The sequence below is a fragment of the Psychrobacter sp. C 20.9 genome, assembly GCF_001921765.1.
Taxonomy (GTDB): domain Bacteria; phylum Pseudomonadota; class Gammaproteobacteria; order Pseudomonadales; family Moraxellaceae; genus Psychrobacter; species Psychrobacter piscatorii_B.
Window position 1 is genome coordinate 164,036 of sequence record NZ_MRYC01000003.1, and the last position, 13,517, is coordinate 177,552.

General features: G+C 44.7%; 11 protein-coding genes. 6 read left to right on the forward strand and 5 right to left on the reverse strand.

Features of this window, described 5'->3' with window-relative positions:
• Positions 1-271 precede the first annotated feature (271 nt).
• Positions 272-1,696 (forward strand): solute carrier family 23 protein, encoded by a 1,425-nt coding sequence (locus tag BTW00_RS03185; protein ID WP_075106186.1) that lies wholly within the window; start codon positions 272-274, stop codon positions 1,694-1,696.
• Between the two features lie 144 nt (positions 1,697-1,840).
• Here the strand turns inward: BTW00_RS03185 and BTW00_RS03190 are convergent, their stop codons facing one another.
• On the reverse strand, positions 1,841-2,773 hold the full coding sequence (locus BTW00_RS03190) for a DMT family transporter (RefSeq protein ID WP_075106187.1): 933 nt from the start codon (positions 2,771-2,773) through the stop codon (positions 1,841-1,843).
• Between the two features lie 380 nt (positions 2,774-3,153).
• On the opposite strand from BTW00_RS03190, the gene BTW00_RS03195 reads away from it, so the two are divergent.
• The gene (locus BTW00_RS03195) at positions 3,154-4,164 is read left to right on the forward strand and encodes a WG repeat-containing protein (RefSeq protein WP_256713982.1); all 1,011 of its coding nucleotides are present in this window, start codon (positions 3,154-3,156) and stop codon (positions 4,162-4,164) included.
• Between the two features lie 111 nt (positions 4,165-4,275).
• On the opposite strand, the gene BTW00_RS03200 is transcribed toward BTW00_RS03195, so the two are convergent.
• Both BTW00_RS03200 and BTW00_RS03205 read right to left on the reverse strand, forming a co-directional pair.
• Positions 4,276-5,325 (reverse strand): alpha/beta fold hydrolase, encoded by a 1,050-nt coding sequence (locus BTW00_RS03200; protein ID WP_075106189.1) that lies wholly within the window; start codon positions 5,323-5,325, stop codon positions 4,276-4,278.
• A 27-nt stretch (positions 5,326-5,352) separates the two neighbouring features.
• Entirely contained in the window at positions 5,353-5,517 is a 165-nt protein-coding gene (locus BTW00_RS03205) for a rubredoxin (protein WP_057759803.1), read from the reverse strand.
• A gap of 349 nt (positions 5,518-5,866) precedes the next feature.
• Here BTW00_RS03205 and BTW00_RS03210 point away from each other — a divergent pair, with 349 nt between their 5' ends.
• A complete protein-coding gene (locus BTW00_RS03210) occupies positions 5,867-6,433 on the forward strand; it encodes an adenine phosphoribosyltransferase (protein WP_083328800.1) in 567 nt (188 codons plus the stop codon).
• Positions 6,434-6,519: 86 nt separating this feature from the next.
• On the opposite strand, the gene BTW00_RS03215 is transcribed toward BTW00_RS03210, so the two are convergent.
• A complete protein-coding gene (locus BTW00_RS03215; RefSeq protein ID WP_075106190.1) occupies positions 6,520-6,972 on the reverse strand; it encodes a surface-adhesin E family protein in 453 nt (150 codons plus the stop codon).
• Positions 6,973-7,074: 102 nt separating this feature from the next.
• Complete coding sequence (locus BTW00_RS03220) at positions 7,075-8,019, reverse strand: transaldolase (protein ID WP_075106191.1); 945 nt, start codon at positions 8,017-8,019, stop codon at positions 7,075-7,077.
• 499 nt (positions 8,020-8,518) lie between these two features.
• Between BTW00_RS03220 and pheA the strand changes: the two genes are divergently transcribed.
• The 3 genes from pheA to BTW00_RS03235 all read left to right on the forward strand — a co-directional run bounded on the left by pheA (position 8,519) and on the right by BTW00_RS03235 (position 13,443).
• Complete coding sequence (pheA, locus tag BTW00_RS03225) at positions 8,519-9,691, forward strand: prephenate dehydratase (protein WP_075106192.1); 1,173 nt, start codon at positions 8,519-8,521, stop codon at positions 9,689-9,691.
• Positions 9,692-9,786: 95 nt separating this feature from the next.
• Positions 9,787-10,929, forward strand: a complete 1,143-nt coding sequence (gene hisC, locus BTW00_RS03230) for a histidinol-phosphate transaminase (RefSeq protein WP_075106193.1) — start codon at positions 9,787-9,789, stop codon at positions 10,927-10,929.
• 222 nt (positions 10,930-11,151) lie between these two features.
• Positions 11,152-13,443, forward strand: coding sequence for a bifunctional prephenate dehydrogenase/3-phosphoshikimate 1-carboxyvinyltransferase (locus BTW00_RS03235; protein ID WP_075106230.1), 2,292 nt, complete (start codon positions 11,152-11,154; stop codon positions 13,441-13,443).
• Positions 13,444-13,517: the final 74 nt, after the last annotated feature.

The window sequence follows — 13,517 nt, forward strand, 5'->3', positions numbered from 1 at the left end:
GTACTTTTGATCATACAGTATCTTTGGTTATACATAGTGATCTAATACAACCAGCCAAGAACTGGCTATCATACCAAATAATACTTTTGGTTTGTCATATTACAACATAAATGAATGAATTGGGATGACATATTATCGATAGAAGACGATAGTGCTTATTTATATTGTTTACGACTTCTATCGCGTTCGCTACTATCCTCCCAATTTCGCACCATTTTTACTTTTTCCATTATTTTAGCCTATTACCTCAGCTCACATAGGACACGCGCGCATGCCATCTCAAAAAGACCCATCATCAGCTTCAGACAACAGCGCTCAAAATCAGTCAGCTCACAATGCATTGGAAGCTGCAGGTATTGATTCAGCAGCCATCAGTTATCCGCACAATCCAGATTTTGAAAATGGTCGCTGGTTTCCGACATGGCGACCTTACAAAGGTGATTTGGATCGTGATCCAGTGGGTATCAATGATTATCTGCCACCGTCAAAGAGTGTATTACTTGGTATACAACATACATTTGCCATGTTTGGTGCGACCGTCCTTGCGCCATTATTGATGGGATTTGACCCTAACTTAGCCATTTTGATGTCTGGTATCTGTACGGTGATGTTTTTTATGATCACTGGTGGGCGTATGCCAAGCTACTTGGGATCAAGCTTTGCTTTTATTGGTCCAGTGATTGCGGTAACTGCGTATGCAGGGGCAGGGTTCAATGCCAATTTGAATGTCGCGCTAGGCGGTATCATGGCCTGCGGTATCATTTATGCGCTGATTGGCCTGCTGGTGATGAAAACAGGCACTGGCTGGATTGAGCGCTTGATGCCGCCTATCGTCACCGGTGCTATTGTCATGATTATTGGTCTTAATTTGGCACCAGTCACTATTCAGGGCGTATCTGCCAATCAGTTTGATGCTTGGATGGCTACGTTGACCGTACTACTCATCAGTGGAGTGGCGGTATTTACCCGTGGCATGTTACGTCGTTTGCTGCTACTCGTGGGTTTGGTATTATCATACATCGCTTATTTTGTGATGACCAATATCCTAGGTTTTGGGACGGCAATTGATTTTAGCGCAGTCGCTGCGGCTGCATGGTTTGGTCTGCCCAGCATCCATACCCCACGCTTTGAGATGAGCGCTATTATTCTCATTGCGCCTGTCGCCTTTATTTTGGTCGCTGAAAACTTAGGTCACTTTAAGGCAGTGGAAGGTATGACTAAGTCTCGCGTGACCCCTTATATGGGCCGAGCATTTTTTGCCGATGGCTTGGCAACGACTTTCTCAGCAGGATTTGGCGGTACAGGTGTGACTACCTATGCTGAAAACATCGGGGTGATGGCGGTCACCAAAGTATATAGCACAACGATATTTGTCGTCGCAGGTATGGTCGCTATTATATTAGGGTTATCACCAAAATTTGGTGCCATTATCCAAACGATACCAGCGGCTTTATTGGGCGGCGCTTCTATCGTCGTTTTCGGTCTGATCACGATCGCTGGGATAAAAATCTGGATCGACAGCCACATTGATTTTAGTAAAAACAGCAATCTGATCATCGCGGCAGTGACCGTAATCATGGGTACAGGTAACTTTAGCTTGCACTTAGGTGGTTTTGATTTGGGTGGTATTGGTACTGCCACTTTAGCCGCTATCGTGTTGAATGCTTTATTTAATAAAAGTTCTGACGTTAAATAAGTAATGCTGATAAGATTAAAGTTTGAGTCTATCGAATAAAAATAGTAAAAGCATATATCCTTTAAAAAAAAGCGCCCATGCTATCTGTAGCATGGGCGCTTTTTGTTGAATGGCAGTTTAAGTAATCGTATCAATATTACTTAATTACTTATAGTCTCGCTTATAAAACCTTGAAAAAAATTGATAGCGGCGTAGGGCGCGTGGTTTTGGTTTTAGTGACCCTAAATAAATAGCAAACATGGTTAACAAGGCGCCGCCCCATTGTAAGCCATTGATAGGTTTGTCCAGCCAGCTATAGTCAATAACCAAAGCGGCGATGGGTTCAGTTAACAATAACAGACCCGTCAATGCCAGAGACAACTTAGGAATAGAATAAGCAATCAGACCCCATGCCAAACACTGCATCACTGTGCCGTAGATAAGCACCCAACCAATCTCAGACCATGTGTTGGGCAAGATATGACCTGTATCGAATATAAACATAGGCACAATCATGGCTAAGACGCCACCGATACTAATCAGCTGCATCAGCATAAATATCGGTGTCGGTTCGGTATCATGTGTCTTTCGAATAAAAGTCATCGACGCGGCTAGCATTGCTCCTGACACAATACCCGTGATAAATCCCCAAGTGGCCGCTGAATTGTGTGCAAATTCAGGACTGCCTATCATTGCAACGCCCAGCATCGCTAAAAATAAACTGATGATCTGCACGATAGATTGGCGCTCATTGAAATATAAAAAACCAATGGCAGCTAAAAAGAAGATTTGTAAGCTATTGAGTAGGGTCGAAATACCAGGACCCACAGCGTAAATGCTCTCGTGCCAAAGCGCCAAGTCTAATCCTAAAAATGCACCTGACAATAAACCATAAAAAATAGCACGTTTTGATTGTGGCATCTGTTGGCGCATCACCTTGGCTAAAATCGCAAAGACAATACCTGAAATGGCCAGTCGCCAAAATGACATCGCCCAGCCACCGATATCGACGTGAGCGACAATCAGACTGCCCAGCCCGAAGATAATACAACCGATAACTAGGCCAATAGGGGCAGCGCGTGAAGAAGCAGTCGCCATAAAACGTCCTTATATTATTATTCTTATGGTCCTAGACCAATGTGAGGGTTAGCCAAAGCCCTATTGTCGTGGTTTTAAGCAAAAAATAAAATGGCAAAACCAAAATTTATTCTGGTTATTAGATAGATCGTTGCTGTAGATAATTTATTAAACCAAATAGTAAGAAAAAGTCTCGTAGGCAGTAGAACCATCTTGTGACCTTACTCACACAATAATGCTTGTACAACAGCGCTTATATAATCGAGTCACATCCTTACAGGAATGATATTGGCTCTGATATTGCAATTTGTTAGTCTAGTACTCATAAAATCACCAGTCATCAACCGCTATATCAAACAATCTATATTATTTGCCTAGGTTTGCTTATGCTCCGACATTTTATGTCAAAAATACAACCAAATGTGACCTCTTGTTTGCCTCTAAAAATATCGCAATTTAGCTTTGCGATAGGTATCGTCTCTAGTGCATTTTTTTTAATGCCTAGCGCACAAGCGGCCAGTTGCAAGCTCCCCAAAAGCTACTATAAAAACGTCTCTTGTACGTCTACTAGCGGCTATTTTTTAGCAATCAAAGATTTTGGTGCGCCAGTCGCTCTGATTGACAGCAAAGGTAAAAGGGTCGTTGATTTATCACGCTATCAGAAAGTCGATGCCGACAAGATATCGGGCGGGCTACTACCTGTATTGCGCAACAGTCGGGTCGGTTATCTCAATATGCAGGGACGCGAAGTCGTGCCTGCAATGTACGATATGCTCACAGGAAATCAAGGGTGGGCGCGTCCAGTATCTGAAGGACGTATCGTCGTAAAAAAAGATGGTAACTACGGTGTTATCAATACCTCCAACAGCACGGTTGTCTCGTTTTCAGCATCGATTGACGATATCGATGATTATCGTAATGGGAGAGCGCGCGTCCGTAAAAACAGTGCGATAAGTTGGTTAGATAAAAATGGTAATGCAACGCGTGATCCAAATGCTCAGGATAGTAGTCAATCGGCTAAAAAATCCACAGCTTCTACTAACAATACGTCATCACAATCAAGACAACCTGCACCTACACGTTTTACGACATTACAATCACGTCAGCAAGATAGAAAATGGGGCTTCGTTGACGACAACGACGTCACGATGATTACCTATTCGTTCGATGAAGTCCGTCCATTCTCTGAAGGATTAGCGGGCGTTCGTATCGGAGAGGAGTGGGGCTTTGTTAATCTGGGCGGTGAGCTAGTGATTCCTTTTCGCTTCACTAGTGATGGGGTATTAACTGATGATAATTATAAGGGTCAACCCTCATTTGTATTTACAGGTGGTAAGGCATGGATCGGCAATTTAAAAAACGGCAATAAAATGTGTATCAATAAAGAAGGCACAGGTGTCAGCTGCGATTAGCGTTATATCCATAATCTATAATTGGTATACAACGAAAAAGAGTGTAAACCCTATTCGTTATCGATAGGGTTTACACTCTTTTTTATGGCTAGTGTGACTATAGGCGAATAGCTATTTTTCTAACAAATGATTGCTAATCAAATCGACCATATAAGGCTGATAATATTCTGGAATATCATGCGCCATACCTTCGATTAAATGAAACTTGGCATTAGGAATGGTTTTTGCCACCACTCGACCTTGTGACGCCGGTAGTAGTCCGTCAGCGCTACCATGTAAGACAATCGTTGGTGCTTTGACTTGCTTACTAAAGCGACTGATAGAGCCTGACGCCAAGATAGCATTGAGCTGCTGCACCGTACCGAGTGGGTGAAAATTGCGTTGATAGCGAATTTTGGCAATTTCACGCACCATGCGCACATTGACGTGACCTGGTGTGCCAACCGTTTTCATAAACCAGACACTATGGCGTACGATATCACGCTCAGAGTGGCTCTCTGGACGATTGATAAGGGTGTATAGCTGCTTAGGTCTTGGCGGTTTTAAAAATGCTCGATTGGTCGTGGTAAACATAAGCGCCATACGCTGCACCAAGCTTGGATAACGTGCCGCCACAATTTGAGCAATCATCCCGCCCATAGAGGCACCAAGCAGATGCGTTTTGCCAAGCTTGAGCGCCTTGATCAACCGGGCGGTGTCTTCTGCCATGTCAGTCAAGTTATAAGCCACCTGAGTGCTTTTGTTCGATAGACCCGTTTGTAGGCGTACCATCATTTTGAGCTGGTTGATACGCGGTAGGCCCTCGATCTGTACTTTAGAAGACAGGCCGATATCACGATTGTCAAAACGGATCACAAAAAAACCAGCATCAATAAAGCGCTTAATAAAATTGTCTGGCCAAAATATCATTTGCGAACCTAGTCCCATGATCATCAGTAGGGGCGGATTATTAGGGTTGCCACCCGCTTCGACACACAACTCTATACCATCACCAATATCAATCATCGCTTGATGAAGGTGTTGGCTAAGATCGGAGCCGCGCCACTGATGCTCCCCAAACCGTCGCCATTCAGGAGTAGGGTAAAAGTCTAGAGTATTGTCTAAACTGGTATCTGACGTTTCCGGCAATTTGGCACTATTAATGTCATTCGATGTTGTCATGAAGTGTCCTAATTAGAGAGTCAACGACTACAGCTCAAGCATCTCAAAATCAAGCTTGCCGACACCGCACTCAGGGCAGGTCCAGTCATCAGGGATGTCTTCCCATTTGGTGCCAGGGGCAATACCTTCTTCAGGGCAGCCAAGCGCTTCGTCATAGATCCAGCCGCAGACAATACATTCATAACGTTTCATAAATAGTCCTATCGATCATTACCAGTGTCACAGTGCGTCATAAACGCTTATATTTCGTATTACAGTCATTATATTAGACGGTAAAAGCGCACGTAGTTTAGCATATAACCGTTATTTTCATAGTTAAGTTTACACTTGTATATTGAGATGAAATTGGCTTTTATCAAGTCCATCATCTATACCATTGTACCGAAGCGAAGTACGATCTTGGGCTATAAGCCGCCACAAAAAAGCCAATCATGCTATAATAACGGTCGCTAAATTGACACTGTTAGCCATAATTGCCTGCTGATCTATCAGTGTCTAATTATTGTCCAAGCCATATAACATATACAAGCTAAGGGTTTTCATGAGTATTAACGCCGCCACATCTGCCACTACCGAAAATGAGACGACTCCAATGCTCAATACTGACCATCCGTTTTGGCAGATTATTCGCACAGTACCAGACTTTCCAAAAGTCGGCATTGATTTTTATGATATTACTCCGTTACTGCGCAGTCATATTGATGCTGTCATTGATGCGCTGCTTGCTGCATTGCCAGAGGGGCTGATGGATGAGGTGGATTGCTTAGGGGCTGTTGAGGCGCGCGGGTTTGTATTTGCCAGTATGCTGGCAGGACGTTTGGGTAAGGGTATGATTTTACTACGTAAACCAGGTAAGCTACCACCACCTGTCGCTAATAAAGCATATGCGCTTGAGTATGGCAAAGACACGCTTGAGATGCAAAACAACTTGCCACCTGAACGCGTACTACTGGTCGATGATATCTTGGCGACTGGAGGCACATTGACGACCGCTTATGAGTTATGCCAGTCAGCCGATCATACTGTGGTCGGCGCATTAGTTTTATTAGATTTGGTTGAGCTACATGGCGAGTTCCCAGTACCTGTCTATACGGTACTAAAGGCGTAAGTCTGATCGTTCAAGAAAATTTATAGAATATAAAAAAGCGCCCTGAAAATAATCAGGGCGCTTTTTTTGTGGTGAGTCTAATGATACTACGATTTGTTTTGCTCATAGCTTTTACAGGCATATTCGATCAGCGTGCGACCAACGGTCTTTGGTGTGGTGATCTTAAAGTCTTTGGTGGTCAGTATAGGCTTTTCTGATTGCCACGACTTAATGACTTTATTATCAGCGCTATAATCGACGTAAGCTCTTTTATAGTAACTGAAATCTTTACAAGAAATCAGTAATTGCTGATCGCTATGATGGATGGGTTTTTCTTTCACTGTGCTCTTATCTTTTTGCGTAGGATAGGTTCTTAGCAAAGAGACAGTGATGTTTTCGACGTCTTTTTCGTCTATGATGCTGATGTCAGAATGTTCGATAGAGTCTACATCTAAGCTAAACGTCGATCCAGAGTCGCTCTCGGTTACCTCGACCCAATTGACCGCATGGGCGCTGGTCACTAAAACACTGCCTGCCAATAACATTGATAGCCGTTTCATACTTAAGCCTTGCTTCTTGTTATCTAAAGTCGCTCATGATAGCCAACTTACTGTGGGCAGGCAAATATCTTTTGTGCCAGATGAGTGCTTATCGTGCCTCGTTTATTGCCCGCGAATGGCCGCTAGCGTCTTCGCCAGCTCATCACGTGCCCCAATAAAACCATCAATACCTTTTGGTAATAGGTCTTGTGTGACTGTGTCTTGCTGATAGGCCGCGCTGAACTCTTCATGCGTCAAGCTCACTTGGCTCATCGCTTGCATATCCATGGCTATGCTCGGCGATAACTGACGAGGCACATCAATATCCATGGCTGCCAGCTCATCGATTAGGTTGGGTGCAATGGTCAACAAATCGCAACCTGCGAGTGCCAATATCTGCTCAGTTGAGCGGAAACTCGCCCCCATGACTTGCGTATGATAGCCATGCTGCTTGTAGTATTGGTAAATAAGTTTGACAGATTGTACGCCCATATCCTCAGGAGCCGGTACATTTTGGCGGTTTTGCTGGCGTTTTTGCCAATCTAAAATACGCCCTACAAAAGGAGAGATGAGCGTCACGCCCGCATCTGCGCAGGCGATTGCTTGATGCTGACCAAATAATAGGGTCAAATTGCAGTGGATGCCTTGAGTTTCAAGATAACGCGCCGCTTCAATTCCCTGCCAAGTTGCTGCCATTTTGATCAATACTCGCTCTGAGTCGATGCCAGCTTTTTGATAAGCGTCCATAAACTCAAGGGCCTTATCGATCGTCGCCCCAGTATCGTAAGACAAACGCGCATCGACTTCGGTAGAAACGCGCCCTTCAATAAGCGCCAAAATATCACAACCAACTTGAATGGTCAGGGCGTCAATCACTGCATCTACATCGCCATTATGGCGGCTCATTGTTTCTGATAGCATACCTTGGTTATCAGGATGAATGAGGGCTTTGGTGATGAGGCTTGGATTGGTGGTCGCATCGATAGGTTTTAGTCGGGCAATAGCAGCAAGGTCGCCAGTATCAGCGACAATGGTCGTCATGGTACGTAATTGTTGTAATGCGCTCATTAGATATCCTTTTTCTTATTAATGATGTGGTGCTCCTCTTATATATCGCAGGGTAGGGAGCTGAATGGAAACTGTAACACAGTTTTCTACGTGTGTTTGCTCATAGTTGTGCTATGCGCCACTGTCATATCACTTAACTGTGATAATATTAATAATAATTTGCTGGCTTATCACTATTTACGAATGGGCACTGACCTTAGTTTTTGCTATAGTAGAGCCGGTCATCCGTTGGTCTTATGTACTTGGCGACCAATATAGCAGTAATACCAGAGAACGCCAATGACGCGCGATGTTTCTGATAGACTGTTTTTGGATGATGGTCAAAATAGTTTTGGTCATTGACCGCTATTTACCAATGACTTCATAATGACACTCTTAAGCACTATCGGTATATAGAGATAGTCGAAGCATTTAAAAAACACAGTAAAATTTAGCAGATATTCATATCTAAATATTAGTAATACCTAACAGTGATAAAATCTAAAAAGGATGGGCGGTAATGAGCGAGCAGTCACCAGAACAAACCATGGATAATCTAAATCAAACCGCCGCAGGCGCTAGCGACACCGCAACTGAAAAAGAATTTTTAGATAATATTCGCCAAAACATTGATGCGGTCGACTGCGAAATCCAAATACTCATCAATAACCGTGCCAAGCTGGCGCAACAAGTGGCAGCGGTAAAGAAAAACCACACGGCTGCTGATGACAATATCAATCCTATCTTTTATCGTCCTGAGCGTGAAGCACAGGTGCTAAAAGCGGTCATGGAGCGCAATACGGGTCCAATCGCTGACGAAAAGATGGCACGTTTGTTCCGTGAGATTATGTCGGTATGTTTAGACTTAGAAGCGCCGCAGCGTATTGCCTTTTTAGGACCAGTTGGCACCTTTACCCATGCCGCTGCATTAAAGCATTTTGGTAAAGCTGCTGATACCGTGCCAATGACGACCATTACCGATGTATTCCGTGAGGTTGAAGCAGGGACTGCGATGTATGGCGTTGTCCCTGTCGAAAACTCTTCAGAAGGGGTGGTCAATCATACTTTGGACGGATTTTTATCTTCTACGCTAAAAATTATTGGTGAAGTTGAACTACCTATTCATCAAAACTTCTTGGTCGCTGAGCATACTAAGCTTGATGGTTTGAGCCGTATTTATTCGCACCAGCAGTCATTGGCGCAGTGTCGTCATTGGCTAGATGTGAATTTCCCTAATGTAGAGCGCGTTGCGGTATCAAGCAATGGTGAAGCGGCGCGTCGCCTCAAAAACGAATGGCATTCAGCAGCAATCGCTGGCGACGTTGCGGTTGCAGAGTACGGCTTGCATAAGCTTTACTCAAACATTGAAGACAATCCAAGCAACACCACCCGTTTCCTTATCATCGGACATGAGGCCATTGCGCCTTCTGGTCAAGACAAAACCTCCATCGTGGTCTCAGCACATGACAGAGCTGGTGCATTGATCGAAATCTTGAAACCTTTGTCATATCATGGCGTCTCGATGACCAGTATCGAGACACGTCCTGAGCGTCCTAATAAGTGGGCATATGTGTTCTTTATTGATATGAACGGTCATATCAATGATCCAAATGTTAGCGCCGCTATCAACGATATTCGCCCATTGGTAAAAGATCTGCGCATCTTAGGCTCGTATCCAAAAGCAGTATTGTAGAAATATATTGGCTCATCTATTAGCTTGTTTATCTATCGAGATTGACACCTAATAGATGGGCGATCGCATTTAGTGATAACCTCCAAGGATAAACCATGCAGCCTGATCAATTGACAGCATCAAACCTATCGCCATTAACGCCAGCTTATGACAGTATTCTGGCGTTGGCACCTTATCAGACAGGTAAACCAATTGAAGAGCTGACGCGCGAATATGGTGTCTCAGATGTGGTGAAGCTGGCTAGCAATGAGAACCCGATGGGGTGCTCGCCGCGAGTGACGCTAGCGGTCACTGAGCAACTGGGTCAATTATCACGTTATCCTGATGGCAATGGCTATTATCTGAAGCAAGCGTTGGCTGACTTTAATGATGTCAAGGTCGAGCAGATTACGCTTGGCAATGGCTCTGATGATTTGCTCGATATTTTGGCACGTAGTTTTGTGGGTGCTGATGATGCTATCGTCTATAGTCAGTATGCATTTGTGGTCTACTCTATGCTGGCAAAGATGCAAGGCGCGATGGATGTTGAGGTGCCTGCTCATCGTTTTGGTCATGACCTAAAAGCCATGAGTCAAGCAGTCCAAGATAATCCCAATACCAAAATCGTCTTTATTGCCAATCCCAACAATCCAACGGGTACGCAGTTAGAGCAAAAAGAGCTGCGCCAGTTCGTTGCCAGTGTGCCAAGCTCAGTCTTGGTTGTATTGGATGAAGCTTATATCGAGTATAGGCCTGAGAGTAACAACCGCGCATTGTTAGATGAGTTTGATAATGTCATCATTGTGCGTACGTTTTCTAAAGCTTATGGGCTGGCAGGTTTACGTGTGGGCTATGCCTTAAGCTCAGTAGCTGTTGCAGAGTTATTGAACCGAATTCGTCAGCCATTCAATGTCAGCCGTGTAGGCCTAGCTGCTGCCGCTGCAGCACTTGCTGATCAAGATTTTATCGAAAAAACGCGCCAGATGAATGATGAGCAAATGCGTTGGTTAGAAAAGCAGTTTGATACATTGGGGTTGGGTTTTGTGAAGTCGCATGCCAATTTCATTATGGTTGAAGTGCAGGTTGAGATGGAAGATATAACTGCCGCTTCAATCCATCAAGCACTCCTTAAGCAAGGCGTTATTGTTCGGCCATTGGGCGCTTATGGGCTGCCAAACTGGTTACGCATTACGGTAGGTGTGGCTGAGGACAATTTACGTTTGATTGATACTTTGCGTTCTATTCTCAGTGAAGACTAGAGCATGTCCCCAATTCAAACGTTTATCACCATTTTTAAAATAGGGACATGTCCTCATCACATCCATCGATATGTTTTGATCAAAGGTATTATTTAGTAAGAAGTGATCTTAACTAGCCATTAACTTATATAACGCTGGGATTTACCGAAATTTATCCGAGCGCGTTCAACGAGAAAAGCCGTGAGTCGTCAGAAAAAAAACAATCTTCAGCCCTCTTTAAATATGCATCGACCTATATTCGAACAAGTTTGTGTGATTGGACTTGGGCTCATTGGTGCTAGCTTCGCGCAAGCTATTAAAGATAATGGCTTAAGTGAGCGTCTGGTCGCAGTCGATAGTCATGCACCAAGTATTACAGAAGCTATCGAGCATGGTCTGCTTGATGCTGGTAGTGCAAACCTACAAGACGTCATAAGCGGTAGTGATTTAATCATCATTGCAGTGCCTGTACAGGCAGTACAAGCAGTGTTTGTAGATATCAAACAGGCAATGGATAACGGACAGCTTGCCGCTGACTGTATCTTAACCGATGTCTGTAGTACCAAAGTCAATATCATTGACGCGGCCAAAGCGGTGTTTGGTTTGTTGCCGGTAGGTCTAGTGCCCGCGCATCCAATTGCTGGGGCTGAAAATTCAGGGTATCATGCCAGACGCGCCAGTTTATTTGTCAATCATAGTGTCATCATCTGTGAGCTAGCTACCACAAGCAATGTCGCGATTACTAAGTTGCGACTATTGTGGGAATCAGTGGGTGCAAATGTCATATCGATGGATGCAGGTCATCATGATCGTATATTGGCGCATACCAGCCATTTGCCGCATTTGCTTGCCTTCAACTTGGTTGAGCAACTAGCAAGCCATGATGATAATTTAGATATGTTTCGTTACGCTGCTGGCGGTTTCCGTGATTTTACCCGCATTGCCGCAAGCGATCCCAAGATGTGGCATGATATATTTTTTGCCAACCAAAGCGCCATTGTGAGCGCACTCGATGAGTATGGTGCCTATCTGCAAAGCATGCGCCAGCTCATCATTGATAAAGATTCAACCGCCCTGATGGGACTTTTGGGCCGAGCGCAAGCCGCACGGCGACATTTTGGCCATATGTTAGCCAGCACCCCTTATACGGATACTTCTGCCATGTCAGCTTCTTATAATATTACCCCTAGCAATACTGTCTCTGGCACCATTGCCATTCCTGGTGACAAATCTATCTCGCATCGCAGCATTATGCTTGGCAGTCTTGCCACAGGCGTAACCCACGTTACTGGATTCTTGGAAGGGGAAGATGCACTTGCAACGCTGCAAGCATTTCGTGATATGGGTGTGACCATCGAAGGCCCTGATAATGGTAATTTGACCATTCATGGTGTCGGTATGAATGGCCTAAAGCCTAGCAAAACGCCTTTGTATATGGGTAACTCGGGCACGAGCATGCGCCTGCTATCTGGTATCTTGGCGGCGCAATCATTTGATAGCGTATTAACGGGTGATACTAGCCTAAACAAACGCCCGATGGAGCGTGTGGCTGCACCGTTACGCACGATGGGTGCCGTCATCCAAAGTACGGGTCATAGTGGTACGGCACCGCTTAGCATTACGGGTCGTGATACCGCTGGTAAGCCATTGCAAGGCACCGAATATAATATGCCAGTGGCATCAGCACAGGTAAAATCTTGCTTGCTGCTAGCAGGTCTATGGGCCGAGGGTACGACAACGGTCATTCAGCCTGAAATCAGCCGTGACCATACCGAGCGTATGCTATCAGCCTTTGGTTATCCAGTAATTGTAGAAGGCAATCGAATCAGCGTTACTGGTGGTGGTACTCTACAAGGCTGTGATATCGCTGTCCCTGCTGATATCTCATCTGCGGCGTTTTTTATGGTAGCAGCAGCCATTAGCCAAAACAGCGAGCTGACCTTGATGCAAGTGGGTATCAATCCGACGCGTACTGGCGTTATTGATATTCTAAAATTGATGAATGCAGATATTAGCCTAAGCAATGAGACGCACGTTGGCGGCGAGCCAGTGGCAGACATTACCATTCGTAGCTCAAACTTGGTGGGCATTGAGATACCAGAGCATCTAGTACCACTAGCGATTGATGAATTCCCTGTATTATTCGTTGCCGCCAGCTGTGCTAAAGGGCGTACTGTTTTGACTGGTGCCAAAGAGCTACGCGTCAAAGAATCAGATCGTATCGCCGTGATGGCGGAAGGTTTACAGACGCTTGGCATCGATTGTACCGTCACTGATGATGGGCTGATTATTGAAGGCAAAGGCACTGCTACTGAGAACGGCGATATAAATAATAGCCAGCCTGTCTTTGGTGGTGGTCACATTGTCTCGCATCATGATCACCGTATTGCGATGAGTTTCTCTGTTGCGAGTCTACGTGCTGCTGAGCAAATTACCATTGAGGGGGTTGAGACGGTCAATACCAGCTTCCCAGGTTTTGCTGAGCTGGCTAACCAAATCGGTATGTCTATTCAAGTGGATACTGATGCTGAATAAATGAGTGAGTGCGGATCAATACGCTCCTATGATCATGCACTGTAAAGCATCCATAAAAAGCTCAATCTAATATT

Bases quoted from the DNA above. Each gene is read 5' to 3' on its own strand.
- BTW00_RS03220 (WP_075106191.1), bottom strand. From the start codon at position 8,019: ATGAGCGCATTACAACAATTACGTACCATGACGACCATTGTCGCTGAT.
- hisC (WP_075106193.1), top strand. From the start codon at position 9,787: ATGCAGCCTGATCAATTGACAGCATCAAACCTATCGCCATTAACGCCA.
- BTW00_RS03210 (WP_083328800.1), top strand. From the start codon at position 5,867: ATGAGTATTAACGCCGCCACATCTGCCACTACCGAAAATGAGACGACT.
- BTW00_RS03200 (WP_075106189.1), bottom strand. From the start codon at position 5,325: ATGACAACATCGAATGACATTAATAGTGCCAAATTGCCGGAAACGTCA.
- BTW00_RS03235 (WP_075106230.1), top strand. From the start codon at position 11,152: ATGCATCGACCTATATTCGAACAAGTTTGTGTGATTGGACTTGGGCTC.
- BTW00_RS03195 (WP_256713982.1), top strand. From the start codon at position 3,154: ATGTCAAAAATACAACCAAATGTGACCTCTTGTTTGCCTCTAAAAATA.
- BTW00_RS03215 (WP_075106190.1), bottom strand. From the start codon at position 6,972: ATGAAACGGCTATCAATGTTATTGGCAGGCAGTGTTTTAGTGACCAGC.
- BTW00_RS03190 (WP_075106187.1), bottom strand. From the start codon at position 2,773: ATGGCGACTGCTTCTTCACGCGCTGCCCCTATTGGCCTAGTTATCGGT.
- BTW00_RS03185 (WP_075106186.1), top strand. From the start codon at position 272: ATGCCATCTCAAAAAGACCCATCATCAGCTTCAGACAACAGCGCTCAA.
- BTW00_RS03205 (WP_057759803.1), bottom strand. From the start codon at position 5,517: ATGAAACGTTATGAATGTATTGTCTGCGGCTGGATCTATGACGAAGCG.
- pheA (WP_075106192.1), top strand. From the start codon at position 8,519: ATGAGCGAGCAGTCACCAGAACAAACCATGGATAATCTAAATCAAACC.